Origin of the sequence: Paraburkholderia graminis, from assembly GCF_003330785.1 — a bacterium.
Taxonomy (GTDB): domain Bacteria; phylum Pseudomonadota; class Gammaproteobacteria; order Burkholderiales; family Burkholderiaceae; genus Paraburkholderia; species Paraburkholderia graminis.
In genome coordinates this window covers 2,820,114-2,846,101 of record NZ_CP024934.1, presented here as the reverse complement: position 1 = coordinate 2,846,101, position 25,988 = coordinate 2,820,114, and the positions used below count along the sequence as shown (strand labels likewise).

At 64.4% G+C, this 25,988-nt stretch carries 21 protein-coding genes; 12 read left to right on the top strand and 9 right to left on the bottom strand.

Annotated features, from left to right (window positions below; all coding sequences use genetic code 11):
* Window positions 1–177 precede the first annotated feature (177 nt).
* The 8 genes from CUJ91_RS12575 (at window position 178) to CUJ91_RS12540 (ending at window position 9,188) form a co-directional block, all read left to right on the top strand.
* Complete coding sequence (locus CUJ91_RS12575; protein WP_006052021.1) at window positions 178–1,209, top strand: threonine aldolase family protein; 1,032 nt, start codon at window positions 178–180, stop codon at window positions 1,207–1,209.
* Between the two features lie 511 nt (window positions 1,210–1,720).
* The gene (locus CUJ91_RS12570) at window positions 1,721–2,251 is read left to right on the top strand and encodes an NUDIX domain-containing protein (RefSeq protein WP_053858521.1); all 531 of its coding nucleotides are present in this window, start codon (window positions 1,721–1,723) and stop codon (window positions 2,249–2,251) included.
* 164 nt (window positions 2,252–2,415) lie between these two features.
* Complete coding sequence (locus CUJ91_RS12565; protein WP_114156313.1) at window positions 2,416–2,880, top strand: acyl-CoA thioesterase; 465 nt, start codon at window positions 2,416–2,418, stop codon at window positions 2,878–2,880.
* Window positions 2,881–2,882: 2 nt separating this feature from the next.
* On the top strand, window positions 2,883–3,821 hold the full coding sequence (locus CUJ91_RS12560) for a branched-chain amino acid ABC transporter permease (protein ID WP_006052024.1): 939 nt from the start codon (window positions 2,883–2,885) through the stop codon (window positions 3,819–3,821).
* Complete coding sequence (locus tag CUJ91_RS12555) at window positions 3,814–5,154, top strand: branched-chain amino acid ABC transporter permease (RefSeq protein ID WP_114156312.1); 1,341 nt, start codon at window positions 3,814–3,816, stop codon at window positions 5,152–5,154. Before CUJ91_RS12560 ends, CUJ91_RS12555 begins: the two co-directional genes overlap by 8 nt.
* Window positions 5,151–5,903, top strand: a complete 753-nt coding sequence (locus tag CUJ91_RS12550; RefSeq protein WP_114156311.1) for an ABC transporter ATP-binding protein — start codon at window positions 5,151–5,153, stop codon at window positions 5,901–5,903. Before CUJ91_RS12555 ends, CUJ91_RS12550 begins: the two co-directional genes overlap by 4 nt.
* A complete protein-coding gene (locus CUJ91_RS12545) occupies window positions 5,900–6,622 on the top strand; it encodes an ABC transporter ATP-binding protein (RefSeq protein ID WP_114156310.1) in 723 nt (240 codons plus the stop codon). The genes CUJ91_RS12550 and CUJ91_RS12545 overlap by 4 nt, the downstream gene beginning before the upstream one ends.
* 271 nt (window positions 6,623–6,893) lie before the next feature.
* A complete protein-coding gene (locus CUJ91_RS12540) occupies window positions 6,894–9,188 on the top strand; it encodes a hypothetical protein (protein WP_114156309.1) in 2,295 nt (764 codons plus the stop codon).
* Window positions 9,189–9,224: 36 nt separating this feature from the next.
* On the opposite strand, the gene iolB is transcribed toward CUJ91_RS12540, so the two are convergent.
* The 7 genes from iolB to CUJ91_RS12505 all read right to left on the bottom strand — a co-directional run bounded on the left by iolB (window position 9,225) and on the right by CUJ91_RS12505 (window position 18,311).
* The gene (iolB, locus tag CUJ91_RS12535; protein ID WP_114156308.1) at window positions 9,225–10,025 is read right to left on the bottom strand and encodes a 5-deoxy-glucuronate isomerase; all 801 of its coding nucleotides are present in this window, start codon (window positions 10,023–10,025) and stop codon (window positions 9,225–9,227) included.
* On the bottom strand, window positions 10,022–10,933 hold the full coding sequence (gene iolE, locus CUJ91_RS12530; protein WP_114156307.1) for a myo-inosose-2 dehydratase: 912 nt from the start codon (window positions 10,931–10,933) through the stop codon (window positions 10,022–10,024). The genes iolB and iolE overlap by 4 nt, the downstream gene beginning before the upstream one ends.
* Entirely contained in the window at window positions 10,930–12,957 is a 2,028-nt protein-coding gene (iolD, locus tag CUJ91_RS12525) for a 3D-(3,5/4)-trihydroxycyclohexane-1,2-dione acylhydrolase (decyclizing) (RefSeq protein ID WP_114156306.1), read from the bottom strand. The genes iolE and iolD overlap by 4 nt, the downstream gene beginning before the upstream one ends.
* A complete protein-coding gene (locus CUJ91_RS12520) occupies window positions 12,954–15,023 on the bottom strand; it encodes a bifunctional 5-dehydro-2-deoxygluconokinase/5-dehydro-2-deoxyphosphogluconate aldolase (RefSeq protein WP_425273888.1) in 2,070 nt (689 codons plus the stop codon). The genes iolD and CUJ91_RS12520 overlap by 4 nt, the downstream gene beginning before the upstream one ends.
* 63 nt (window positions 15,024–15,086) lie before the next feature.
* A complete protein-coding gene (locus CUJ91_RS12515) occupies window positions 15,087–15,929 on the bottom strand; it encodes an ATP-binding cassette domain-containing protein (protein WP_029967685.1) in 843 nt (280 codons plus the stop codon).
* Between the two features lie 13 nt (window positions 15,930–15,942).
* Window positions 15,943–17,124 carry an ABC transporter permease gene (locus tag CUJ91_RS12510; RefSeq protein WP_029967683.1) on the bottom strand — a complete coding sequence of 394 codons (1,182 nt, stop codon included), beginning with the start codon at window positions 17,122–17,124 and terminating at the stop codon, window positions 15,943–15,945.
* 140 nt (window positions 17,125–17,264) lie between these two features.
* Window positions 17,265–18,311: a sugar ABC transporter substrate-binding protein gene (locus tag CUJ91_RS12505; RefSeq protein ID WP_006052398.1), complete on the bottom strand. Its 1,047-nt coding sequence runs from the start codon at window positions 18,309–18,311 to the stop codon at window positions 17,265–17,267.
* A gap of 242 nt (window positions 18,312–18,553) precedes the next feature.
* Between CUJ91_RS12505 and CUJ91_RS12500 the strand changes: the two genes are divergently transcribed.
* The 4 genes from CUJ91_RS12500 to CUJ91_RS12485 all read left to right on the top strand — a co-directional run bounded on the left by CUJ91_RS12500 (window position 18,554) and on the right by CUJ91_RS12485 (window position 21,848).
* Window positions 18,554–19,435 (top strand): MurR/RpiR family transcriptional regulator, encoded by an 882-nt coding sequence (locus tag CUJ91_RS12500; protein ID WP_029967682.1) that lies wholly within the window; start codon window positions 18,554–18,556, stop codon window positions 19,433–19,435.
* Window positions 19,428–20,447 (top strand): inositol 2-dehydrogenase, encoded by a 1,020-nt coding sequence (iolG, locus tag CUJ91_RS12495; RefSeq protein ID WP_029967681.1) that lies wholly within the window; start codon window positions 19,428–19,430, stop codon window positions 20,445–20,447. Before CUJ91_RS12500 ends, iolG begins: the two co-directional genes overlap by 8 nt.
* Window positions 20,444–21,493 carry a Gfo/Idh/MocA family oxidoreductase gene (locus tag CUJ91_RS12490; RefSeq protein ID WP_114156305.1) on the top strand — a complete coding sequence of 350 codons (1,050 nt, stop codon included), beginning with the start codon at window positions 20,444–20,446 and terminating at the stop codon, window positions 21,491–21,493. Before iolG ends, CUJ91_RS12490 begins: the two co-directional genes overlap by 4 nt.
* A gap of 127 nt (window positions 21,494–21,620) precedes the next feature.
* Window positions 21,621–21,848, top strand: coding sequence for a sulfurtransferase TusA family protein (locus CUJ91_RS12485; protein WP_029967676.1), 228 nt, complete (start codon window positions 21,621–21,623; stop codon window positions 21,846–21,848).
* Window positions 21,849–21,977: 129 nt separating this feature from the next.
* On the opposite strand, the gene galU is transcribed toward CUJ91_RS12485, so the two are convergent.
* Together galU and CUJ91_RS12475 are read right to left on the bottom strand one after the other, a co-directional pair.
* Window positions 21,978–22,859 carry a UTP--glucose-1-phosphate uridylyltransferase GalU gene (galU, locus tag CUJ91_RS12480; RefSeq protein WP_006052403.1) on the bottom strand — a complete coding sequence of 294 codons (882 nt, stop codon included), beginning with the start codon at window positions 22,857–22,859 and terminating at the stop codon, window positions 21,978–21,980.
* A gap of 69 nt (window positions 22,860–22,928) precedes the next feature.
* Window positions 22,929–25,808 (bottom strand): valine--tRNA ligase, encoded by a 2,880-nt coding sequence (locus CUJ91_RS12475; protein WP_114156304.1) that lies wholly within the window; start codon window positions 25,806–25,808, stop codon window positions 22,929–22,931.
* Window positions 25,809–25,988 lie beyond the last annotated feature (180 nt).

The window sequence follows — 25,988 nt, the reverse complement described above, 5'->3', positions numbered from 1 at the left end:
AACTGCTATCGGCCAAGCCGAACGGCGAGGAGCCCTAGCGCTTTGCGCCCAGTCGCCCCGCCTCAGCCCCGCTGCCACTTCAGCGAAGCAAAGCGATACAACAAACGGCCGCCGGGCGCACTAAAATGAGCGCTTTCCGTCATCCCCGCGCGCCTGTCGCCGGCCGCGCCGCCCAGCATGCAACATTTCGCGTCCGACAACTACGCCGGCATCTGCCCCGAGGCGCTCGACGCGCTGATCGCCGCCAACAACAGCGGCCACGAACCGGCCTACGGCGACGACTCCTGGACCAGCCAGGTCTGCGACCGTCTGCGTGACCTGTTTCAGACCGACTGCGAGGTGTTCTTCGTGTTCAACGGCACGGCGGCCAACTCGCTCGCGCTGGCGTCGCTGTGCCAGTCGTACCACTCGGTGATCTGCCATGAACTCGCGCACATCGAAACCGACGAATGCGGCGGCCCCGAATTCTTCTCCGGCGGCTCGAAGCTGCTGACGGCGCCGGGCGTTGGCGGCAAGCTCACGCCGGACGCCATCGAGGCCGTGGTCACGCGCCGCGCCGACATCCATTATCCGAAGCCCAAGGTCGTCACGCTGACGCAGTCGACGGAAGTCGGCACCGTGTACAGCGTCGACGAAGTGCGCGCGATCGCGGAGGTCGCGAGGCGGCATCGTCTGAAAGTGCATATGGACGGCGCGCGCTTTGCGAATGCGGTCGCCGCGCTGAACGTGCATCCTTCGGAAATCACATGGCGCGCGGGCGTCGACGTGCTGTGTTTCGGCGGCACCAAGAACGGCTTGCCGGTAGGCGAGGCGGTGGTGTTCTTCGACAGAACGCTCGCCGACGACTTCGCTTACCGCCTGAAGCAGGCAGGGCAGCTTGCGTCGAAGATGCGCTTCATTTCCGCACCTTGGCTCGGTCTGCTCGATAACGACGTGTGGCTGCGCAACGCGCGTCATGCGAACGCGATGGCCGAGCTGCTGCAAACGCGCTTGCAGGACATTCCCGGCGTGAGCATCATGTTTCCGCGCGAGTCGAACGCGGTGTTCGCGCAGTTGCCCGCACGAGCCGCGAAGGCCATGCGCGAACGCGGCTGGAAGTTCTACGAGTTCATCGGCGCGGGCGGCTGCCGGCTGATGTGCGCGTGGGACACGCAGCCGGAAACGGTCGAGCGCTTCGTAGCGGAAGTGCGCGAGCTATGCGCGGCGTAAGATGGCGTGCGTCGCGCAAGGCGCGGAGGGCGCTGGAGGTGGGCGAAGTGGGCGCGGCGGCGAGCGACGCAGGCCATGCAAGCCACGCGAGCGATGCAAGGCACGTGAGTGATGCAAGGTGCGCGAGCGATGCAAGGTGCGCGAGCTATGCAAGGTGCGCGAGCGATGCAAGGTGCGCGAGCTATGCAAGGTGCGCGAGCTATGCAAGGTGCGCGAGCTATGCAAGCCATGCAGGCCACCCACGCCACCCACGCGCGATAGGCCGCACAAGCTACGCACACCACGCACGCAAACCCTCGGGCCATGCTGCCTCAACCCATGAAAGCGACGAGCCGCGCAACCCACAATGCCACACGATCTGCGCTGCGCCAAGCCGGCCTCGCCAGTCCGCAGAGCCCATGAACCGGCGAGGCCCGCACAATAGCGACCGAGGCCCACGCAGCCCAACGCACGAAACGCACCACATGCACCCACCGCCGCCCGCGACAAACCCCACAAAAAACCACTCACCATGACCGACTACCGATTCTGCCCGCGCTGCTCGACGCCTCTCATCGAGCGGGCCGACGCCGAGCATGAAGGCGGGCGCATCCGCCAGACCTGTCCCGACGAGCAATGCGGCTACGTCCACTGGAACAATCCGCTGCCGGTGGTTGCCGCGATCGTCGAATACGAAGGCAAGATTCTGCTTGCGCGCAACGCCGCGTGGGCCGAGGGTGTGTTCGCGCTGATCACCGGCTTCCTCGAAAACGGCGAGACGCCGGAGGAGGGCATTGCGCGCGAGGTGTGGGAGGAGACGTCGTTGCACGCGGAGTCGGTTGAACTGATCGGCGTGTATGAATTCATCCGCAAGAACGAACTGATCATCGCGTATCACGTGAAGGCGCATGGCACCATTTCGCTGTCGCCCGAACTGCTCGAATACCGGCTCGTGGAACCGGCGAATCTGCGTCCCTGGCGCGCGGGCACCGGTCAGGCGCTCGGCGAATGGATGCGGCGGCGCGGTCTGCCATTTGAATTCGTCGACAAGCCGGGACAGTAAGTGCGCGCGCCGAGTTCGACGGGTTCGCCGCAAGCAGGTCTCGCAGCAGCGTCGACGAACGGCACTACGGCACCAATGGCACCAATGGCACCACGACAACGACTCTCCGCGATGCACCGATAAACAAAAGCGCCCCACAGCCACCTTCGTTCGAACCAACGCCCATGTCCACGACCGCATCCAAACCCCAACCCACCGCACGAAGCGCCTATCCGCATTTCCTCACCATCACCACGCGCTGGATGGACAACGACGTCTACGGTCACGTGAACAACGTCGTCTACTACAGCTACTTCGATACGGTGGTGAACGAGTATCTGATCCGCGCGGGCGTGCTCGACTTCGAGCGCGGCGCGACCATCGGACTCGTGGTCGAAACGCATTGCAACTACTTCGCGCCGGTGGTGTTTCCGGAGCGCGTCGACGCAGGCTTGCGGGTGACGCGGCTCGGTGCGTCGAGCGTGCGCTATGAAGTCGGACTCTTTCGCGAAGGCAGCGACGAAGCCGCCGCCCAAGGCCACTTCGTGCATGTGTACGTGGATCGCGTGACGCGCCGTCCGGTGAATCTGCCCGACGCACTGCGCGCGGCGCTCGAGCCGATCGGCGTTGCCATCGGCACCGCGGACTAGGCGTGCAGTCGTTCGTCATCAATCTGCTGAACGGAATCAGCTTCGGCCTGCTGCTCTTCATGCTGTCGGCGGGCTTGACGCTGATCTTCAGCATGCTCGGCGTGCTCAACTTCGCGCACGCGAGCTTCTACATGCTGGGCGCTTACGTCGGCTATTCGGTGGCGGCGCGCTTCGGTTTCTGGGCCGCGCTCGTGATCGCGCCGCTCGTCGTCGGCCTGATCGGCGCGGCGCTCGAGCGCTGGCTGTTGCGCCGCGTGCGAAGTCACGGACATCTCGCCGAGTTGCTGCTGACCTTCGGCGCGGCCTACGTGCTCGGCGAACTCGTCAAGCTCGGCTGGGGCTTGAGCCCGCTCGGCGCGAGCGTGCCGGCTGTACTCGACGGTCCGCTTTTCACGCTTTACGGCGCGACCTTCGCGCGCTATCGCGCGTTCATGATGGCGCTCTCGCTCGTCATGCTTGCGGCGCTGTACGCGGTGCTGCGTGTGTCGAAGGCGGGGCTCGTGGTGCGCGCCGCGCTCACGCACGCGAGCGCCGTCGAAGCGCTCGGCCACAATGTGCCGCGCGTCTTCACCGGCGTGTTCGCGGCGGGCACGGCGTTGGCCGCGCTGGCCGGCGTGATCGGCGCGCCGCTTTCCGTCATCGAACCGTCGATGGCAGAATCGCTCGGCTCGATCGTGTTCGTCGTCGTGGTGATCGGCGGGCTCGGGTCGCTCGGCGGTGCGCTCGCGGCGTCGCTGCTGATCGGCTGCATTCAGACGCTCGCGGTCGCGAGCGACGTTTCGCTCGGCGACGTGCTCGCCGTTTTCGACGCCTCGCTGCCGCGCGAATGGGACGCGCTGACGCTCGCGCAGCTTGCGCCGCTGATCCCGTATCTGCTGCTCGTCGCGATGCTGGCGTTGCGCCCGCGCGGACTCTTCGGACGGCGCGACGATCATGCGTAAGGTCTCGAAGTCAGCAACTGCAGTCGCCTCGACGATAACGCCCGCCGAGCCCGATGCCCCGCATCAACGCGCGTTATGGCGCAATCTTTTACCGTGGCTCGCGCTGGTCCTGCTGCTTCTTGTGCCGCCGCTGCTGTCGCCGCAAAGCTGGCTGCTCGCCTATCTCGCGCAGACCGCGACGATGATCGTCTTCGCGCTTTCCTACAATCTGCTGCTCGGCGAAACGGGATTGCTGTCGTTCGGACATGCGGCGTATTCCGGCCTAGGCGCACTGATCGCCGCGCATCTGTTCAATCGCGCCGGCGTGCCGCTCGTGCTGCTGCCGCTGATCGGCGGGGCAGGGGCCGCGGTATGCGGCGCGCTGCTCGGCTTCATCTCGACGCGGCGCGCCGGCACCGCATTCGCGATGATCACGCTCGGCATCGGCGAACTGGTGGCGGCGGCCGCGTGGACCTTGCCCGACTGGTTCGGCGGCGAGGCGGGCGTCGCGATCGATCGCGCGAGCGGTCCGCCGCTCGGCGCCTTCACATTCGGCCCGGCTCGCGAGGCGTATGCGCTGATCGCGCTGTGGTGCCTGCTCGCGAGCGCGGCGATGTTCGCGCTGTCGCGCTCGCCGTTCATGCGGCTTGCCAATGCGGTGCGCGACAACCCGGCGCGGGCCGCGGCCATCGGCTGCTATCCGCGACGGATTCGCCACGGCGTCGTCGTGATTTCGGCATTTTTTGCGGGCGTCGCGGGCACGCTGGCGCTCATCAATGTCGAGCTGGTGTCGACGGAAAGCGTCGGCATGGTGCGCTCGGGCTCGGTGCTGATTGCAACGGTGATCGGCGGAACGGGCGTCTTTTTCGGGCCGGTCGTGGGCGCGGTCGTGCTGACGTTTTTCAGCGTGGCGGTGGCGAGTGTCACGCGGGCCTGGCTCTTTTATCTGGGGCTGTTCTTCATCGTGATCGTGGTCGCTGCACCGGATGGGATCGCTGGCTTCGCGCAGCGGCACCTGGCGCGGCTAACGCGCTTGGGCTGGCGCTCGTGCCGGGCTGCTTGCATGGTCGCCTATCTGGCAGGCACAGCGGCGCTCCTGCTATGGAGCGCCGCCATCGTGCTCGCGGTGCAGTGGGCCTACGCGGCGCAATTCGGCGCGGACGAAGGCGCCGCGTTGCGCGTCGGCACAGCGTCTTCGCTGATCACGTTTGGCGTGTCGTCACCCTGGCGGCTCGTCGTAGCAATTGTTGCGTTGGCAGCGTGCGGAACGGTAGCGGCGCTCGCCGCGAGCCGCGCGCAAACCCGCCTCGCCGCGCATGCCCGCGCGCTGCACAACGCCGGAGACACACGATGATCCCGGCACTCGCGCTCTATGGCGTCACAAAACGCTTCGGCTCCACGCAGATTCTGCGCGGCGTGAATCTCGCGATCGAACCAGGCGAGCGTCACGCGTTGATCGGCCCGAATGGCGCGGGCAAGTCCACGCTCTTCAATCTGATTGCGGGTGACGCGCGTCCCAACACGGGACGCATCGACCTGTTCGGCGCGGAGATCACGCGGCTCGCGCCGGCGGCGATCGCGCGGCGCGGACTCGCGCGCAGTTTTCAGAGTACGAGCGTGTTCGCGCGCCTGAGCGTATTCGACAACCTCCGTTGCGCCGCGCTGCTCGCCGAGCGCGACCGCTTGCGCTGGTGGCAGCGTTTCGCGGGTTCATCCACGGTCGATGCGCGCGCCTCGCAGGTGCTGCACGCGGTCGGCCTCGGCGCACGCGCGCATGTGCAGGCCGCGACGCTCAGTTATGCCGAGCAGCGCGCGCTCGATCTCGGCATTGCGCTCGCGGGCGGCGCGCATACCTTGCTGCTCGACGAGCCGACGGCCGGCATGAATCGCGCGGAGGCGGCGCGCGCGATCGAACTGATTCGCGAGACCACCGCGGGCCGCACGCTGCTGATGGTCGAGCACGACATGGACGCGGTGTTCGCCATCGCCGATCGCATTTCAGTGCTTGTACAAGGGCGCATTATCGCGACCGGCACGCCCGCGGCGATTCGCGCGGATGCCGCGGTGCGCGCCGCGTATCTCGGCGAAGGTTTCGACGCATGACGCCCTTGCTCGACATTCGCGGACTCAACGCATGGTACGGTCCGAGCCAGGCATTGCATGGCGTGAACCTGCGGATCGGCGCGGGCGAAGTGCTCGCGCTCGTCGGCCGCAACGGCTCGGGACGCTCGACGCTCGCGCGGGCGATCATGGGCCTCGTGCAGTGCGACGGCGAATTGCGCTTTAGAGACCGCTCGCTTGCCGGGCTGCGTACGTTTGAAATCGCGCGGCTCGGTATCGGCTATGTGCCGGAGCATCGTGACGTGTTTCCCACGTTGAGCGTCGGCGAAAATCTCGAACTGGGGGTTGGGCCGGGCAATAGTGCAAATCGCGGACGCGCGCCGCGCTTTACCATCGACGATGCGTATGCGCTTTTCCCAGTTTTGCGCGAGCGCAGGCGCACGCGCGCGGGCGCGCTGTCGGGCGGCGAGCAGCAGATGCTGACGCTCGCGCGTGCGCTGCTCGGCGATCCCGATCTGCTCGTGATCGACGAACCCGGCGAGGGCCTTGCGAGCCTCGTCATGCAGCAGGTCGCGCAATGTCTGCGCATGCTGCGCGAGCGCGGCATGGCGATGCTGCTGATCGAACAGAGGCTCGTGATCGCGGGGGACATTGCGAGCCGCGTCGCGGTGATGGGTCATGGCGAAATCGTGTTCGACGGCGAACTCGATGCTTTCGTGCAGCGCACCGACGTGATGCGCGAGTGGCTCGGTGTCGGTTGAAGGGCGCGCCGTGCCGCTTTGAAAAAAAACCGCGGTGCGATTAGCGTTTGAATTTGCATCGTCGATAGTCCGCTCAGGTCCGGCGCGCAAGGCATTTCGCTGACCGATCGCGGCGATTCAAACGCTTGATCGTTTGGTGAGCGTCCTCCAGAAATCTTGTCGGCAGCGCGCGGACAAATAAAGACAATTATTGAAGACCGCGCGGCGTCGGCGCGCGCGATTTGCGCGTCGAAATGCGTCGAGATGCGTCGCGGCTTCAGGAGGAGACATCATGAAAAACATACGCACGGCCCGCGAGCATGGATGGCGCGCGCCGCTTGTCGCAAGCTTCGCGCTGCTCGTCGCGGCGCTTTCCATGTCTGCATGCGCCGACGCGAATTCGACAACCGCAAACACTGCGCCTTCCGCAGACACGCAAAGCCCAACCGCAAGCCCAACCGCAAGCGCAAGCGCAAGCCCAACCGCAAGCCCAACCGCAAGCGCGCCGCACGCGCAGCCCGCTTCATCCCCACGTCCCGCGATCGAAGCCGCCAAGGCCCGACAACTCGCGTTAGAGCAAAGCATCGCGGCGCGCGTGCCCACAGCGAGCGGCATGAGCATCAAGCGCAGCCGCGCGCTCACGCTGCGCGACTCGGGCATCGACGGCTCGCTGATGCTCGCGCGCGATGTCGACTTTCGCGTGACCGGCGACATCGGCTTCATGATTCACGACATGGCGGCGACGCTCGTGCCGACGCGCGCGGGTGAGCCGATTGTTTTCGATGACCCGACGAGCGTGACGATCGACGTTCATCGCGGCGAAGTCACGCTCGACAGCGCAAAGCTCACGGCGATCTTCGACCGTTATCTGTTCCAGTACCAAGCCTCGCCGCTGCGCAATATGCGCGTGGTGCCGCAAGACGGCGGCAGTTTGCGCATAACCGGCGAGATGCATCGCGATACGTGGGTGCCGATCGTGCTGTCCGGATCGCTTGCGATGCGCGGCGCGGACGAACTCGTGTTCCATGCCGATCACGTCGAAGTCGCGGGCGTGGCCGCCGACCGGTTGATGCAGGCCGCGCATGTGAAGATGGCCGATCTGCTGAAAGTCGATACGCCGATTGCGCGGCTCGACGGCGACGACGTCGTGATGCAGGTCGCGAAGCTCACGCCGCCGCCCGCGCTGCGCATGCGCATCACGCGCATCGACACGAGCGCGGCGGGCGTGCGCTTCACGCTGGACGACGGCACGCTGCCCAACATCGACTGGCCCGCGAACATGCCCGCGCGCGGCATGCTGGTGCAAGGCGGCGACGTGAAGTTCATGCGTTCGATGCCGATGAATATCGACATGGCGCTGACGCCCATCGATAGAAGCGCGCCGTTCGTGCTCGATCTGTACCACTATCGCGAGCAGATGGCCGCCGGCTATTTCACTTTCGACGAAGCCGGCGCGCTCGACGTGCATCTGCCTTCATACGCGACGCTCGCGAGCGCGGCGAAAGAGCCGCCGCCGCGGATCGGCATCGGCATCGGCAGCGCGAGTGCGCGCTTTAACGACAGCCTGATTCGCGCGCAGCAGGCGTCGCTGGCGCAGGCGCGGCTCGTGTGGCAACGTGCGCCGCAGAGTGTGCAACGCGCATCGGCCGCGCATGCGATGCCTGTCAGTCTGCGTACGGGGTTGTCTCGCGGCAGCCGGGACGCTGCAACGCTCACACCCAACGACGAACGTCGTTCGACAGGTCCCACCCCGCTGATCCACGTCGAAAACGTCGACTTCTACGTGGCCGGGCGCATCGGCTTTCACGTGCGTTCGCTCGACGCGCAGATGGTCCCGAAGACGCCTGGCCAACCGGTCGATCTCGACAATCCCGATCAGTACGACATACGCATCATCGGCGGCGAAGTAGTCGAACCGTGGCCGGCGATGGCCGCGCTATTCAACGATTATCTGCTCGATTACGAGCCGCGCTCGCTCAACGATCTGCAACTGAAACCGGTCGACGGCAAGCTCGAAGTCACGGGCGGCATCAAGTTGTGGAATCACTTTCCGGGCGTATGGCTGCCGACGACGATGAGCGGCACAATCGTCGCGCGAGACGAGCGGCATCTCGTGTACGAGCCGGCGTCGGTGAAGGTGCTTGGCGTGCCGCAGGCGGGACTGCTGCGCGCGCTCGACATTCCGCTTGCGTCGTTGACGCCGTTCACGCGCAAGGGCGTCGCGCTCGAAGGCAACCAGCTCGTGTTCGATCAGTACACCGTGTTTCCACCGCCGGTCTTGCAAGGGCGTCTTGCAAGCGCCACCGTCACGGACGAGGGCCTCGTGCTGAAGTTCAAGCGCGAACCCGGCATTACCGTCGCGCGGCCGCCCGCCAACGCTACGAAGAGCTACGTATGGATCGAATCGGGCGACGTGAAGATGTTCAACTCGCTCGTCACGAACGCGCGAACCTTCATCAGCGACAGCTCGAACCCCGGCGTGATGAAGTTCGATTTATATGGCTATCGCAGGGACGTTTCGAAGGGCACGGTAAAAATGAGCACGGACGGCGCGCTCGGCGTGGATCTCGCCGCGCGAGGCAAATAAGAGCGCGCCTGCCTCGCGCGAAGCCAGCCGCACGACTCAATCTTCCTTGTTGACGATCCACTCGTGCGCCGGGTCGTTACGGAAATGCCACGTCCGCTGCGCGCCCGCCATCACGTTCAGATAGTACGAGTCATAGCCATACGGCACGACGACCGGATGATAGCCGCGCGGCACCATCACGACGTCGTGATTCTCGACCGCCATCGATTCGTCGATGTCGCGCATATCGGTGTACACGCGCTGAAACGCAAAACCCTGCGGCGGATTCAGCCGATGGTAGTACGTCTCCTCGAGCGAACTTTCGTGCGGCACGTTGTCGGTGTCGTGCTTGTGCGGCGGATAGCTCGACGCGTGGCCGCCCGGCGTTCTGACCTCGACCACCAGCAGCGACTCGGCGGGTTCGGTCTGCGGAAGAATATCGCAGACGTAACGCGTATTCAGGCTTTTGCCGCGCGTGGAGCGTTTCATCGAAGACGGCTCGATCAGGCGCGCGGGCAACTCGCCTTTTGCAGGCGCGCTCGCCACGCCGATCTCCGCATCGCGGCATGCGCGCACCGCGGCGCGCACGCCTGGCGGCAAATACACCGCATAGGGCGCGGCATCTTCGAACACGCTGTCGCGCGAACCGAGCGAACTCCACTTTGCGTGCTGCGTTTCGATGTCGACCGCGCCCGTGAGCACGACGATGCACACTTCGCGCGACGGCTCGAACACATGCACGACTTCACTCGTGCCGAGACGATAAGCGGCGAAGCCGACATAGCGCCAGCACGCCGACTCGGGTGTCACTCGCGCGATTGTCTGGCCTTCGCGCTCGGCCTTCACTAACAGACTCATGCTGCCTCCTGCGTGTCGAGCGGCGCATCGACCAATGCACGCAATGTATTGAAGCCTTTTTGCGCGTACTCGAACGACGGCGCGACGACCGGGTCCTGTTCTGCTTCGACCACCAGCCAGCCGCAATAGCCGTGCCGCTTCAGACGCGCGATGATCGACGGAAAATCGACGGCGCCGTCGCCGGGCACCGTGAACGCGCCCGCGATCACCGCATCGAGAAAACTCCAGTTGCGATTGCGCGCGAGCTTCATCACGGCGGGGCGCACATCCTTGCAGTGCACATGGCAAACGCGGCCGATGTGCTTGTCGAGCACGGCGAGCGGATCGCCGCCTGCAAACGTGATGTGTCCCGCGTCGAACAGCAGGCCGACTGCGTCGCTCGTGCGCGACATCAACTGGTCGACGTCGGCGGGCGTTTCGACGTACGCGCCCATGTGATGATGGTAAGCAAGCCGCACGCCGCGGCTTAGCGTATAGCGTGCGAATTCATCGACGCGCGCGGCATACGCGGCCCATTGCGCGTCGCCGAAAAAACGCGGCCTCTGATACAGCGGCTTCGGCGCGCCCTGAATCGAATCGGCCACTTCGCCATACACCGTGACGGTCGCGCCATTTTGCGCAAGCAAGTCGAGATGCGGGCCGACCGCCGCGATTTCCTCTTCGACGCTGCCGCGCGCGAGACGCCCCGAATACCATCCCGACACGAGCGCGAGATCGTATTGCGCGAGCAGCGTCTTCAATGCCTGCGGTTCGCGCGGGAATTTGTTGCCGAGTTCGAAGCCCTGATAGCCGATCTGCCGGCCTTCGGTCAGCGCGACCTCGAGCGGCGTTTCGCCGCCGAGCGAGGGCAGGTCGTCGTTCATCCACGACAACGGATTGATGCCGATGCGTACGTTGAAAGCTGTCATGCGAGCGATCCTCGATCGTTGACGTCGTTGTCCTTTTCGTTGCTGTCCTCTGCAACGCCGGATGGTTTTCCGCGTGCCGCAATCTGGGCATCGTAATTCGCTCGCGCGTCGCGCACGCTTGCCCGCGACGATACTTCGGGCACCGCGACTTCCCACCACCAGCCGCCGTCGGTCGTCGTGCGGGCCGGGTCGGTGTCGATGCTAATGACGTATGTGCGATCCGCGGCGCGCGCACGTTGCAGCGCGGCTTCGAGTTCCGCGACGTTCGCCGCATGCTCGGCATGCGCGCCGAGCGCACGCGCATGCGCGGCGAAGTCGATGCGCGGCGCGCCAAGCGGCCCTTGCTTGCAATCGTCGAGCAGGTTGTTGAACGGCGCACCGCCGCATGCCTGCTGCAGTCGATTGATGCAGCCGTAGCCGCGATTGTCGAGCACCACGACAATCAGTTTCGCGCCGAGCATCACGGAAGTCGCGATCTCGCTGTTCATCATCAGATAGCTGCCGTCGCCGACCATCACGATCACTTCGCGCTCGGGACGCGCGAGCTTCGCACCGAGCCCGCCGGCGATCTCATAGCCCATGCACGAGTAGCCGTATTCGACGTGATACGCGCCCGGCGTCGCCGCGCGCCACAGCTTGTGCAATTCGGCGGGCAAGGTGCCCGCCGCGCATACGACGATGTCGTTGGCCGGCGAGTTCGCGCTCGAACGCTGCACGGCGCCGATCACATCGCCCTCGTAAGGCAGCACGGCGTCGCGCTGCGGCGCGTGCGTGAGCGTATGTACGGTGTCGCGCCAGCTTGCCGCGAGTTGCTGCGCGCGAGCGGTCCACGCGCGGTCCGCATGCCAGTCTTGCAGGCGCGAGCCAGGTCCATGGAGCGCATCGAGTGCATCGAGTGCGAGACGCGCGTCCGCTTCCACCACTTGCGCGCGATGCTTGAGGCCGTCGAATGCATTCGCATTGATGCCGATCACGTCCGCCTGCGTGAAGAGCGTGTTCGAGCCGGTCGTGAAGTCCTGCAAACGCGTGCCGAGCGCGAGCACACAGTCGGCGTCGCGCGCGAGTGCGTTCGCGGCAGGCGAGCCGGTCACGCCGAGCGCGCCAACGTTCAATGGATCGTCCCATGCGAGCGAACCCTTACCCGCCTGCGTCTCCGCGACCGGAATGCCGTGCGCGGCGGCGAAGCGTTGCAGCGCGTCAGTCGCGCGGCCGTACAGCACGCCGCCGCCCGCGACGATCAGCGGCCTCTGCGCGCGCCGCAAGCGCTCGATTGCCCGCTCGATTTCATCGACGCGCGGCGCCGGCGCATAAAACGTCACGACGCGCGGCGCGAAGAAATCGGCGGGGAAGTCCCACGCCTGCGCCTGAACGTCTTGCGGCAACGCGAGCGTGACGGGCCCGCAGGACGCGGCGTCGGTGAGCACGCGCAGCGCGCGCGGCAACGCACTCAACAATTGCGCCGGATGCACGATGCGATCGAAGTAACGCGACACGGGTTTGAACGCATCGTTGGCGGACACGCCACCGTCGTGGAAGTCTTCGACCTGCTGCAAAACCGGGTCCGGCGCGCGCGACACGAAAATGTCGCCCGGCAACAGCAGCACCGGCAAACGGTTCACATGCGCGAGCGCCGCGGCAGTGAGCAGATTCGTCGCTCCCGGTCCGATCGACGTCGTGACCGCCATCATACGGCGGCGGAAATGCGCCTTCGCGTACGCAATCGCGCTATGCGCCATCGCCTGTTCGTTATGCGCGCGCAGCGTGGGCAATTCGTCGCGATGCTGATACAACGCCTCTCCCATGCCCGCGACGTTGCCGTGACCGAAGATCGCGAACACGCCGCCAAAGAGCGGCTCGGTGCCGAGACCGTCTTCGGTCGCGACGCGTTGCGCGGCGAGATAACGCACGAGCGCTTGCGCGGTGGTCAGGCGAATCGTGCCTTCCCGAACCGCGCCGCTTGCGGATGCCGCGTGGCCGTGCTCATGTTCCTGCTCGCGTTTGTGATCCATCATGCGCTGATTCATGCGGCCTGCTCCTGATGAACATGCGTCTTCGCGTCGGGTTCGCCGGCCACGGATTCACGCGCCGCGCGCCACGATGCGATCAGCGTTTCGAAGATGCGGCGCACGCGCGCGATCAGTTCGTCGTCGCCGATTTCACCGGCAAGCCACGCATGGCTCGGCTCGTGAAAGATCGTGCGGCCCACCGTGAAGCCGCGGCACGTCGACGAGCGCGCCGCCGCGCGAAAGCCATCGTTCAACTGCTCGACACCCGCCGACAAACCGAGCAGCACGACACCGCGGCAATACGGATCGCGCTCGGCGATCAACGCGTCGACGTTGCGCCACTGCGCGGCGTCCATCGGTTCGAGCTTCCACCACTCGGGATAGATGCCGATGTTGTAAAGCCGCTTTAACGCGCGGTACACCACGTTCGGTCCTTGCGGCAAGTTCGGGTGCTTCGGCGGAATCACTTCGAGCAGCAACTCGTGGCCGCTTGCCTGCGTTGCATCGTAGAGCGCGCGCAATTGCGCTTCCTGTTCGAGACGCTGTTCGATCGGCTCGTCGGGATGGAATTGCACGAGGCACTTCGCGACGTGCTCTTGCGGCCACGTGACGAGCGTCGTGCCCACGGAGCGTCCATGATCGAAGACGAGCGGCACCGAGCCCGGCAATTCGACGGGGCGCCCGATCCACCAGCCGCGGCCGGTCGCCGCATTCAGCGCATCCTGTCCATAACGATCGTCGATCAGCACGCCGATGCGGCCTTGCAAGCTCAATGCGCTTTCGGTCTGCGAGACCGCCTCGACGAACAGGCCCTTGAGCCTCGCGATGCGCGCGTCGCTCGCGCCGGTCTGCTGCGCGAGTTCGAAGAACTGGTTGCGATGATCGAATGCAAAGCCGAGTACTTCGTTCCATTGCTTGCGCGCGGGCGTCACGCGATGCAGGCGCGCGAGCGTCGCGTCGCGGTCCGGGCGGCGCATGCGTTCGGGGTCGGCTTTGGCCTCGCGCAGGAAGTAGTCGAGTTCGGCGGGCGTCGGCATGGCCGGCGCGCACGCGTGGCGCGAGACCACCAGGGCGCCGCTCGCGTTCCCGGCGCGCGCGCATGCTTCGAGCGGTTGATCGCGCAACCATCCTGAGAGAAAGCCGGAGGCGAACGCGTCGCCCGCGCCGAGCACGTTCAGCACTTCCACTTGCACGCCGCCGTGAACCGGCACGTCGTCGAGCGAGGCGGGCACTTTGCCGTCGATAATCTGGCAGCCCAGCGGCCCGCGCTTGAGCACGAGCGTGGCGGGCGTTACCGCGCGCACCATCGCGAGTGCGTCGACGAGTTCGCTCTTGCCGCCTGCGATGCGAAACTCTTCTTCGGTGCCGATCACGAGATCGAACAACGGCAGAATGCGCTGCAAATGCGCGGTGACGCCTTCGCTCGCGACAAAGCGCCTTTCGCCGTCCGCCTTGCCCGTGAGACCCCACAACACCGGACGATAGTCGATGTCGAGCACGGTGCGCACCTGGTTGCGCCGCGCGTAGTCAAGCGCGCGGCGGCTCGTGCGGTTCACCTGCTCGGTGGAAAAGTGCGTGCCGGTAATCAGCAGCGCTTTCGACGACGCGATAAACGCTTCATCGAAATCCGCTTCGTCAACGGCCATGTCCGCGCAATTCTCGCGATAGAAAATCAGCGGGAACGTGTCGCGGTCTTTCAGGCCGAGCAGCACGAGCGCGGTCAGGCGTTCCTGATCGACGCGCACGTGGCTCACGTCGCAGCCTTCCTTCGTCAACGTCTCGGTGAGAAAGCGGCCCATATGGTCGTTACCGACGCGCGCGAGCATCGCCGCGGAAAGTCCGAGCCGCGCGCAGCCGAACGCAATATTCGCCGACGATCCGCCGAGATACTTCGCGAAGCTCGACACGTCCTCGAGGCGCGCGCCGACCTGCTGCGCGTAGAGATCGACGGCGAGGCGGCCAAGGCACACGATGTCGCGGCTGCGCTCCGGCGCGAAGCGGCTGCCGGCGTTCGCGCCGGACATGCCCGCGGTTTCGCCCGAGGTCTGTGCCGGTGTGCCGCCGAATGTACTGGAATGAGCCATGAATGTCCCTGAATGACGGAGCGCGGCAAGCGGTTTCATCGCTGCGCCTGCCGCGCGAATGAATCAGATCGTTGCGCCTTCGAGTTCGCCGATCATCTTCTGCATCTCGGCGCCGCCCGCCATCATGTCGAGCACTTCGTCCTTGCTGATGGTTTCCTTCGTGAAGGTGCCGAGCGATTTGCCGCGATTGAGCAGCGTGAACGAGTCGCCGATCGGATATGCGTGATGCACGTTGTGCGTGATGAAGATCACCGAGATGCCTTTCGCGCGCGCCTTGTGAATCAGCTTCAGCACGTTGAAGCTCTGCTTCACGCCGAGCGCGGCGGTGGGCTCGTCGAGAATCAGCACGCGTGCGCCGAAGTGAATCGCGCGCGCAATCGCCAGACACTGTTTCTCGCCGCCCGACATCGTGCCGATCGGCTGATGCGGATCGCGCACGTTGATGCCCATTTCCGCGAGCTTGTCGCGTGCGGTGGTCGCGCTGGTTTCGAGGTCCATCACGTTCAGGAAGCCGAAGAGTTTCTTTTGCGGCTCGCGTCCCATGAAGAAATTGCGCGCGACGGAAAGCAGCGGCACGAGCGCGAGATCCTGATAGACGGTGGCGATGCCCAGATCGAGCGCGTCTTTCGGCGACTCGAACAAAACCGGCTTGCCGTCGACCAGATACTGGCCCGACGACGGCTGATGCACGCCGGCCAGCGTCTTGATGAGCGTGGACTTGCCCGCGCCGTTGTCGCCGAGCAGGCAGTGCACTTCGCCGCGCTTCAGGCGCAAGGTCACGCCGCTTAGCGCGATCACCTTGCCGAAGTACTTGTTGACGTTTTCGAGCGCGAGGATCACGTCGTCTTGCTGCGCGGCGGCGGTTGCCACCGGCGCTTCGTGAGTCACAGGGTTCGTATCCGACATGTTCGTCTCCTCGTTACGATTGCGACACGCGACGGCGCACGTAGTGATTGAACAGCACCGCGATCAGCAGCATCACGCCGAGGAACACGCGGAACCAGTCGGAACTCACGTTCGTATAGGTGATGCCGATCTGCACGACGCCGAAGATCAGCGCGCCGAAGCAGGCGCCGACCACGGACCCATAGCCGCCCGTCAACAACGTTCCGCCAATCACCGCCGCGATGATCGCTTCGAATTCCTTCTGCAAGCCGCGATCCGCCGCAGCCGAGCCGATGTCGCACACTTGCAATACCGCGAACAGGCACGAGCAGAATGCGGTCAGCACGAACAGCAGAATCTTCACGCGGCGCACCGGAATGCCCACGTTCTTGGCTGCGTTCGCATCGCCGCCGACGGCGAGAATCCAGTTGCCGGCGCGCGTCTTTGCCAGAACGAATGCGCAGATTGCGGCGAGGCCGAACCACCACAGAATCACCTTCGGAATGCCAGGCACCAGCGCATGACCGTTATCGAGCAGCGTGCCGATGCCGTGGTGCGCGAGCATCGTGAAGAGGCCATTGAGCGCGACACCGTGAAAGAGCGTGTTGGCGAGCCAGTCCTGCTGCGCGAGGTCGCCGACGCCCGAGACGATGGTGCGGTCGGCGAACATGATCGACAGCGCGAGCGTGAGGCCGCGCAGAATGAACAGGAAGGCCAGCGTGACGATGAACGACGGCAGCCGCGTACGCATCACGAGATAGCCGTTGAGCGCGCCGAGCAGCATCGAGCCGGCGAATGCAAAGAGGATCGAGAGCGAAATCGGCCAGTGAAAGTATACGCTCGGAATCGCGACCATCATGCCGGCGAAGCCGATCATCGAGCCGATGGAGAGATCGAACTCGCCCGCGATCATCAAGAGACATGCGCCGACCGCGAGGATGCCGAGATACGCGGACACCTGCGACCAGTTCATCACGCCGTCGAGATTGAACATGCCGGAGCCGCCGGCCGTCAGCGCGAAAACGAGAAACACGAGTACCGCGCCGGAAATCGCGGCAAATTCAGGGCGGTTCAGCAGATGACCGAACCACGATTCCTTGCGCACGCGCTCGTCGCGTCCGTCGCGCGCTTCGGCGTCCGGGCGCGGCGCGGCGTTATGCGAGGCGGCGCTGTTTGGATCGACGTGCGGTGGGAAGTGTTTGCCGGCTACACCCATGATGTCTCCTTGGAGCCGGCTGTGCGTTAGGGCAGGCGGGAATGCGTTGCGAGAACGACAGCCGGTGAAATGCGCGCTGGCGGCGAAGCTGCCGGGCGGGAGCGATGCCCGCCGCGCGCGTGACTAGCTAGAAGAAAGAATCAGCGATACTGCCCTGCGTACTTGATGACCTTGTCGAGGTTTTCCTTCGTGATGAAACCCGGGCCCGAACGAATGTTCTTCGGTCCATACGACGGCGCGAGACCGTACGTCGCGAGCCGCGCCTTGAACTTCGGATTCGCTTCGAGAATCTGGCGGATTTTCGCGGGGTCGGTGGTGTGCTCTTTCTTCACGATGGCGAGCACGGCGACCGGAATATAGCCTTGCAAATACGGCTGCTGATCGATCGCGAACTGGATCGTGCCGTTCTGGATGGCCTTCGCGATGTCGTCGGAGAAGTCGAACGTGCAGAAATAGATCTTGCCGTTCAGGCCCATTTGCTGGACCGCTTTCAGCGTGGCCGACGCGGGCGTCGGTCCGAGCGTGAGAATCGCGCCGGTGTTCGGATGGTTGCGCAAATAGGCGCTGACCTTCGATTGGATCTCGGTCGGGTCCTGGCCGGAATCGATGGTGGACGATTTATAGTCGACGCCGATCGCATCCGCGAAACCACGGCAACGGTCGAACGAAACGGTGTTGGTCGCGAGGTGATTCACGCACACGAACGACTTCACGCCGGCCGCTTTCGCCTTCTCGCCCGCCGCCTTGCCGGCGACGTATTCGGGCTGGCCGACGTGCATGATCGCGCCCAGTTGCGCGCTCTGTTCCTCGGTGCCGGAATTGATCGTGACGAGCGGAATCTTCTTCGCGGTCACCTTGCTGATGGAGCTCTTGAGCACATCGTAATCGGCGATGGTGACGATCACGCCGTCGTAGTTGCGCGCGGCGGCCTGCTCGACGAGGCGCGCCATATCGGCGATGTCGCCGTTCGGCGGATTGCGATAGTCGGTCTCGACGTTGAAGTCCTCGTCGGCCTGCTTGATCGCGTTCTTGATCGTGTTCCACCAGGAATCGGAGTCCGGCGCGTGGCTGATCAGCACGAAATGAGCGTCAGCCGCGCGGGCGGCCGAAGCCGCGCCGAATCCCGTCGCCAACGTCAATGCCGTCACCAGAATCCTGAGCGTAGCCTTGCCCTTGCAAAGTCTCATGTCTCCACCTTTCTCGGTCTGTCGTTATTGAGGGAGCGACGCAGCTGCGCCGAAGCGCCATCGCTCACGACCAAGATTAGGTCATCTTCGAGGGTGGTGCAACAGAAATTTCATCGTGAATAAAAATGGAAAATACGTTCCATTTATGCGATGCGCTGCCTATAATCGGCAACGTCAAACACGTCGTGCGGCGCGCGTCGAAAGCGTCTGCCGCACTGCGACAAAGCACCGAAGAGAGACTCATGGCGGAAGAGAGCACCGAGGAATTGCCGAGCGTCGAAGAATTGATGCAGCGCATCGCGGAAAACTACGAAGCGTTGCCGCGTCAGTTGAAGAACGTCGCAACGTATATCGAGCAGCATCGTTCGAGCGTGATGGTCGATCGCACGAGTGATATTGCCGCAAGCTGCGGCGTGCATCCGTCGGCGGTGGTGCGTTTTGCGCAGCGCTTCGGCTTCTCAGGTTTCTCCGATTTGCAGGCGGTGTTTCGCCAGGCGTACACAGGGCAGGGCGCGTCGTCGCCGAGTTATCAGCAGCGCATTCGCAAGCTGATCGACGACAAGCCTGGCGCGCTGTCGGGCGGCGCGGTGGCGCGCGAATTCATCGCGGCGTCGCGCGGCGGCCTGGAAGAACTCGAAGCGGGGCTCGACGACAAACAGTTCGACGCCGCCGTGAAAATGCTGCAGCAGGCGGACAACATCTATGTGATCGGCGTGCGGCGCTCGTTTCCGGTCGCGAGCTACATCGTCTATGCGTTGCAGCACACGCCCAAGCGCGTGCATCTGGTGTCCGGTTTCGGCGGCATGTATCGCGAGCAGATTCGCAGCGTGAAGAAGGGCGACGTGGTGATCGCGATCAGCTTCGCGCCGTATGCGAAGGAAACGCAGTATTGCCTGCGCGTCGCGCATCATCATCAGGCGAAGACGCTGGTTATTACGGATAGCCAACTATCTCCGCTCGCCCGTTACGCGAGCACTCAACTGTATGTGAAAGAGGGCAGCGCGTTTGCGTTCCGCTCGCTGACCAGCACGATCTGCCTGTGCCAGGCGCTTTTCATCGCGCTCGCGTACAAGCTCGAACTGAACGTGGAAGAATCCAAAGACACTGGAGGATACGATGACTGACGCAGCACAACCGATCGACGTCGCGGTGTTCGGCGCGGGGCGCATCGGCAAGATTCACGCGGCCAATCTCGCGCGGCAACCTGGCGTGAGGCTCAAGTATGTGGTCGATGTGAATCGCGAAGCGGCCGCGGCGCTCGCTGCCGCGCATGGCGCGCAAGTGGCGGACATCGACGGCGCGATGGGCGACGCTTCGGTCGGCGCCACGGTGATCTGTTCGAGCACCGACACGCACGCCGATCTCATCATGAAGTCGGCCGCGCAGAAAAAGCACGTGTTCTGCGAGAAGCCCGTCGACCTCACGCTCGAACGCGCACGGGCCTGCGCGGACGCGGTCGAACGCGCGGGCGTGGTCTGCATGATCGGCTTTCAGCGCCGCTTCGACCCGACGTTTTCCGCGCTGAAGGCGCGTCTCGACGCGGGCGAAATCGGCACGCCGGAAATGCTCATTGTGACGAGCCGCGATCCGGGGCCGCCGCCGGTCGAATACATCCGGCATTCGGGCGGCATCTTCAAGGACATGCTGATTCACGACTTCGATATCTTCCGCTGGATTCTGGATGACGAAGCCGACACGCTGCATGCGACCGGCAGTTGCCTCACCGATCCGGCGATTGCAAACGCGGGCGACATCGACTCGACGGCGGTGACGATCCGCACGAAGCGCGGCCGTCTGTGCCAGATCAACACCGCGCGCCGCGCCGCCTATGGTTACGACCAGCGCTTCGAAGTGCTCGGCAGCGGCGGCATGCTGCAAGCGGGCAATGTGCGGCCCACTGAAGTCACCGCTTATTCGAAGACCGAAGTATCGAGCGACGTGCCCGAGGCGTTTTTTCTCGAACGTTATCGCGCGGCGTACGCGCTGGAAATCGCGCATTTCTTCGAAGCCGTGACGCAAGGCAAGCCGGTGCGCACGACCGTCGCCGACGGCGTGAAGGCGCTCGAACTCGCCGAGGCCGCAACGCTTTCGTGGCGCGAAGGCCATGCGGTCAAACTCGGCGAGGCCGCGCGATGAATGCCGCGGCAGCGCATGACAAGCGCGTTCGTTTGGGCGTGGTCGGCCTTGGGCGGCTCGGCAAACGGCACGCGGAGAATCTCGCGTATCGCGTGCCGGGCGCGGAACTGGTCGCCGCTTGCAGTCCGCTGGAAGAGGAGCGGGCATGGGCGCGCGACGCGTTGCCGTCGCCGCGTCTTTACGACGATTACGCGAAGCTGCTCGACGATAGCGAAGTGGATGCCGTGTGGCTCGTCACGCCGTCGTCGTTGCACGCGCAACAGATCGTCGACGCATTGCGCGCGGGCAAGCACGTGTTCTGCGAGAAGCCGTTGTCGCTCGATCTCGCCGAATGCGAGCGCGTGCTGGCCGAGGCCGCGCGCTTTCCGCATCTTCAGGCGACGATCGGCTTCATGCGGCGCTTCGATCCGAGCTACAAGGATGCATTCGACAAGATCGCGGCGGGCGCGATAGGCCGGCCGTTTCTGGTGCGCTCGCAGACCACGGACAAGAACGATATCGACGGTTTTTTCGTGCGCTTTGCGGCGACCTCGGGCGGCATCTTTCTCGACTGCACGGTGCACGATATCGACGTCGCGCGCTGGCTGCTCGGCAAGCCGCGCGCGACGCGCGTGTTCGCGGCCGGCGCGGTCGCGTTACATGAAGGCCTGCGCGAATTCGGCGACGTCGACAACGGCGTCGCAATCTGCGAATTCGAGGGCGGCAAGCTCGCGATGTTCTACGCGTCGCGCACGCAGGCGCACGGCAACGACACGCACAGCGAAGTGATCGGCACGGCGGGCGCGCTCGCGATCGGACGCAATCCGCGCGCGAATCGCGTGGAGATTTATGACGCGAGCGGGATTCGCAACGAGTGCACGCCGAGCTTCTTCGACCGTTTCGAAGACGCGTTTTTGCACGAGGCGCGCGCGTTTGTCGCGGCGGTGCAGGGCGGGGCGGGCTCGGAGGCGCAAGCGGGCGCAACGCTTGCCGACGCGCTCGAGGCGACGCGCATCGGCAATGCGTTGCGGCAGTCGCTGCAGAGTGGGCAGGCGGTGACGCTTTAGCGCCGGGATCGCGGCGGCGGCACTCTCAACGCCGCCACCGGCAGCGCGGCGCAGGCTGCGGTAGAATTTGACCCTCTGTGTGGCGTCGCACAACGGCGTCTCGTCCCGAAGGTCATCGTCGATGCAAATTCAGATTCACAAGGAAGTCGATGCGCGCGGGCTGATGTGCCCGCTGCCCATCCTGCGCGCCAAAAAGGCGCTCGCCGATATGGAAAGCGGCCAGATTCTCAAGGTGCTCGCCACCGACCCCGGTTCGCAGCGCGATTTCGCCGCGTTCGCGAAGCAGACCGGCAATGAGATCGTCGAGAGTTCGTCGCACGACAAGGTTTTCACGTTTCTGATGAAGCGCCGCTGACGCAGGCGCTGAAACACGTTCGCTCGAACGCGTCCTCTCAAACGCGTCCGCTGAAAACGCGCGCTGCAAACAAAAGGCGCTGTGCCCGCCAAAGCGGGGCACAGCGCCTTTTTCATTCGCGCGAAAGAATCAGCCTTCGAGCACCGGCGAACGCGTCCGCAGATATTCTTCGAAATCCGCGGCCACTTCCGGATGGCGCAGCGCGAATTCCACCGTCGCCTTCAGATAGCCGAGCTTGCTGCCGCAGTCGAAACGCGTGCCGTGATACTTGTACGCGAGCACCTGTTCGTCGGCGAGCAGCGACTGGATCGCGTCCGTCAACTGCAGTTCGCCGCCGGCACCCGGCTTGATTGAGCGGATGTGGTCGAAAATGCGCGGCTTCAGCACGTAACGGCCGACAACGCCGAGATTGGACGGCGCGACGTTCGGCTCCGGCTTCTCGACGATGCCCGACATCTTGATGATCGAGTCTTCCCATTCCTTGCCGTCGACGATGCCGTACGACTTGGTTTCCTGCGCCGGGATCTCTTCGACGCCGATCACCGAGCTGTGATAGTGGTCGAACACCTCGATCATCTGCGTCATGACGGGCGGCGTGCCGTACAGCAGGTCGTCCGCGAGAATCACGGCGAACGGGTTGTCGCCCACCAGCTTTTCGGCGCACAGCACCGCGTGGCCGAGGCCGAGCGCTTCCGGCTGACGCACGTAGAAACAGTCGACATGGCTCGGCTTGATGCTGCGCACGAGTTCGAGCAGCTTGTCCTTGCCGCGCGCCTCTAGCTCCGCTTCGATTTCGTACGACTTATCGAAATGGTCTTCGATCGCACGCTTGCTGCGGCCCGTGACGAAGATCATCTCCGTGATGCCGGCCGCCATGGCTTCTTCCACCGCGTACTGGATCAGCGGCTTGTCGACGATAGGCAGCATTTCCTTCGGGCTTGCCTTCGTGGCAGGGAGGAACCGGGTGCCAAGACCTGCTACCGGAAATACCGCCTTTGTAACTTTTAGCATGTGATTTACCCTGAGTCCTCTGGTTTAATCAGTCCGTGCCCGCCGCGCGGGGCGGGCGTGGAGCGCCGATCAGGCCGGCAAGCGCGCGAGCTGCGCTTTCAACTTGCCAACAGTCGCTTCGAATTCCGCCAGCCTTTTCTGCTCCTGCTCGACGACTGCGGGCGGCGCCTTGGCGACAAAACTTTCGTTCTGCAGTTTGGCATTGCACTTGACGATTTCCGTGCTCAACCGCGCAATCTCTTTCGACAGGCGCTCGCGCTCGACGGCCACATCGATCTCGACCTTCAGCACGAGCTTGTCACTTCCTACGATAGCAATTGGCGCGCCATCTGCCTGCGCGTCGAGCGTTGCTTCGTCGGCGATGATCTGCACTTCGGAAAGACGGGCCAATGCCTGGGCGTACGGAGCGAAACTGCGCAGACGCTCCGCGTTGCCGGTGACGAGCAACGGCACCTTCACCGCCGGCGACAGATTCATTTCGCCGCGCAGATTCCGGCACGCATCGATCATTGCCTTCAGGTCGGCGGCCCATTGCTCCGCTTCTTCGTCGATCTTCGACATCTCGGCAACGGGATACGGCTGCACCATGACGGACGCTTCGCCCTCGGCCTTGTCCGCGGGATAACGCCCGGCCAACGGCGCAACTTTTTGCCACAACGCCTCGGTGATGAACGGAATCACCGGATGCGCGAGGCGCAACACCGTCTCGAGCACGCGCAGCAGGGTGCGCCGCGTCGCGCGCTGCTGGTTCGGCTGACCCGTCTGGATCTGCACCTTCGCGAGTTCGAGATACCAGTCACAGTATTCGTCCCATACGAACTTGTATAGGGCGTTGGCCACATTGTCGAAGCGATAGTCGGCAAAACCCTTGGCGACTTCCGCTTCCACGCGCTGCAAGAGCGACACGATCCAGCGATCCGCCGACGAAAAATGCAGATGCCCGTCCGGCCCGCATTCGCCGCATTGCGCCGGCTTGCCGAAGCCGCAGTCGTGGCCTTCGCAGTTCATCAGCACGAAGCGGGTGGCGTTCCACAGCTTGTTGCAGAAGTTGCGGTAGCCTTCGCAGCGCGCGAGGTCGAAGTTGACGTTGCGCCCGAGCGTGGCCATCGACGCCATCGTGAAGCGCAGCGCGTCGGTGCCGAACGCGGGAATGCCGTCGGGGAATTCCTTGCGGGTTTTCTTTTCGATCGACGCCGCCTGCTTCGGATTCATCAGGCCGGTGGTGCGCTTGGCGACGAGCGCATCAAGCCCGATGCCGTCGACGATATCGATCGGATCGAGCGTATTGCCCTTGCTCTTCGACATTTTCTGGCCTTCGGCGTCGCGCACGAGGCCGTGCACGTAGACCGTGTCGAACGGCACCTTGCCCGTGAAGTGCGTGGTCATCATGACCATACGCGCGACCCAGAAGAAGATGATGTCGAAGCCCGTGACCAGCACCGACGACGGCAGGAAGTGCTTCAGTTCCTGCGTCTCGTTCGGCCAACCGAGCGACGAAAACGGCACCAACGCGGACGAAAACCACGTGTCGAGCACGTCTTCGTCACGCTTGAGCGGGCCGGTATAGCCGGCTTCGGCCGCTTTTTCGCGTGCGCCTTCTTCGGTCTTCGCGACGAAGATTTCGCCGTTTTCGCCGTACCAGGCCGGAATCTGATGGCCCCACCAGAGCTGGCGCGAGATGCACCAGTCCTGGATGTTTTCCAGCCACTGGTAATACGTGGAGGTCCAGTTTTCCGGCACGAACCTGATCTGGCCGTTGCGCACCACGTCGAGCGCGGTTTCGGCGATCGACTTGCCCGGAGTGAACGTGCCCTCGGGCGCCGGCTTGCTCATCGCGACGAACCACTGGTCGGTCAACATCGGCTCGATCACGACGCCGGTGCGGTCGCCGCGCGGCACCATCAGCTTGTGCGGCTTGACGGATTCGAGCGCGCCGAGCGCTTCGAGGTCGGCGACGACCTGCTTGCGCGCTTCGAAACGGTCGAGGCCGCGGTATTTTTCCGGCGCGTTTTCGTTGATCTTCGCGTCGAGCGTGAGAATTTCGATTTGCGGCAGCTTGTGGCGCAGGCCGACCTGATAGTCGTTGAAGTCGTGCGCGGGCGTGACCTTCACGACGCCCGTGCCGAATTCCCGGTCGACGTAGTCGTCGGCGATGATCGGCACTTCGCGGTTCGACAGCGGCAGCGTGACGGTCTTGCCGATCAGGTGCGCGTAGCGCTCGTCTTCCGGATGAACCATCACGGCGGTGTCGCCGAGCATGGTTTCGGGACGCGTGGTGGCGACCGTGAGATGGCCGGAGCCGTCCGTCAGCGGATACTGGATGTGCCACAGATGGCCGTTTTCTTCCTCGCTGACCACTTCGAGATCGGACACGGCCGTGAGCAGCACCGGGTCCCAGTTCACCAGCCGCTTGCCGCGATAGATGAGGCCCTGTTCATAGAGGCGCACGAACACGTCGCGCACGGCGGTCGACATTTTGTCGTCCATCGTGAAGTATTCGCGCGACCAGTCGATCGACGCGCCGAGACGCCGCACCTGGTTCGTGATGGTGGAGCCGGATTCCTGCTTCCATTCCCACACGCGTTCGACGAATTTCTCGCGGCCCAGATCGTGGCGCGACACGCCTTTCGCGTCCAGTTGCCGTTCGACGACGATTTGCGTGGCGATGCCCGCGTGGTCCGTGCCCGGCACCCACAGCGTGTTTTCGCCGAGCATGCGGTGATAGCGGGCGAGGCCGTCCATGATGGTCTGATTGAACGCGTGGCCCATGTGCAGGGTGCCCGTGACGTTCGGCGGCGGCAACTGGATCGAGAAGTCTTTCCGGTTGCCGTCGAAAGCGGGCGCGGCGTACGCGCGCTTTTCCCATTCGGGGCCCCAGTGGGCTTCGACGGTGTGCGGCTCGAAGCTCTTGGCCAGGGTGGAGGAGGTATCGCTCGGGGTGTCGCTCATGTGTCGATCGGCTGATGAATGCGGGGAATGTTCGATTATAAGCGGCGCAGCAGGCGCGGGCCTGGTTTTGGGGTTGGGTTGGTCGGCTTGCGTTGGCCCGCTTCGGATCTCGCCAGCCCGCGCCCGTCATAAGACAGCGCTCCGCCCGCGCCGCTCATGGTGAACCCGCGTTGTCCACGC

Coding starts and splice junctions, on each gene's coding strand:
- CUJ91_RS12505 (WP_006052398.1), bottom strand. CDS start 18,311: ATGAGACTTTGCAAGGGCAAGGCTACGCTCAGGATTCTGGTGACGGCA.
- galU (WP_006052403.1), bottom strand. CDS start 22,859: ATGCTAAAAGTTACAAAGGCGGTATTTCCGGTAGCAGGTCTTGGCACC.
- CUJ91_RS12540 (WP_114156309.1), top strand. CDS start 6,894: ATGAAAAACATACGCACGGCCCGCGAGCATGGATGGCGCGCGCCGCTT.
- CUJ91_RS12490 (WP_114156305.1), top strand. CDS start 20,444: ATGAATGCCGCGGCAGCGCATGACAAGCGCGTTCGTTTGGGCGTGGTC.
- CUJ91_RS12515 (WP_029967685.1), bottom strand. CDS start 15,929: ATGTCGGATACGAACCCTGTGACTCACGAAGCGCCGGTGGCAACCGCC.
- iolE (WP_114156307.1), bottom strand. CDS start 10,933: ATGACAGCTTTCAACGTACGCATCGGCATCAATCCGTTGTCGTGGATG.
- iolG (WP_029967681.1), top strand. CDS start 19,428: ATGACTGACGCAGCACAACCGATCGACGTCGCGGTGTTCGGCGCGGGG.
- CUJ91_RS12570 (WP_053858521.1), top strand. CDS start 1,721: ATGACCGACTACCGATTCTGCCCGCGCTGCTCGACGCCTCTCATCGAG.
- CUJ91_RS12510 (WP_029967683.1), bottom strand. CDS start 17,124: ATGGGTGTAGCCGGCAAACACTTCCCACCGCACGTCGATCCAAACAGC.
- CUJ91_RS12475 (WP_114156304.1), bottom strand. CDS start 25,808: ATGAGCGACACCCCGAGCGATACCTCCTCCACCCTGGCCAAGAGCTTC.
- CUJ91_RS12575 (WP_006052021.1), top strand. CDS start 178: ATGCAACATTTCGCGTCCGACAACTACGCCGGCATCTGCCCCGAGGCG.
- iolD (WP_114156306.1), bottom strand. CDS start 12,957: ATGAATCAGCGCATGATGGATCACAAACGCGAGCAGGAACATGAGCAC.
- CUJ91_RS12555 (WP_114156312.1), top strand. CDS start 3,814: ATGCGTAAGGTCTCGAAGTCAGCAACTGCAGTCGCCTCGACGATAACG.
- CUJ91_RS12500 (WP_029967682.1), top strand. CDS start 18,554: ATGGCGGAAGAGAGCACCGAGGAATTGCCGAGCGTCGAAGAATTGATG.
- CUJ91_RS12565 (WP_114156313.1), top strand. CDS start 2,416: ATGTCCACGACCGCATCCAAACCCCAACCCACCGCACGAAGCGCCTAT.
- CUJ91_RS12550 (WP_114156311.1), top strand. CDS start 5,151: ATGATCCCGGCACTCGCGCTCTATGGCGTCACAAAACGCTTCGGCTCC.
- CUJ91_RS12545 (WP_114156310.1), top strand. CDS start 5,900: ATGACGCCCTTGCTCGACATTCGCGGACTCAACGCATGGTACGGTCCG.
- iolB (WP_114156308.1), bottom strand. CDS start 10,025: ATGAGTCTGTTAGTGAAGGCCGAGCGCGAAGGCCAGACAATCGCGCGA.
- CUJ91_RS12520 (WP_425273888.1), bottom strand. CDS start 15,023: ATGGCTCATTCCAGTACATTCGGCGGCACACCGGCACAGACCTCGGGC.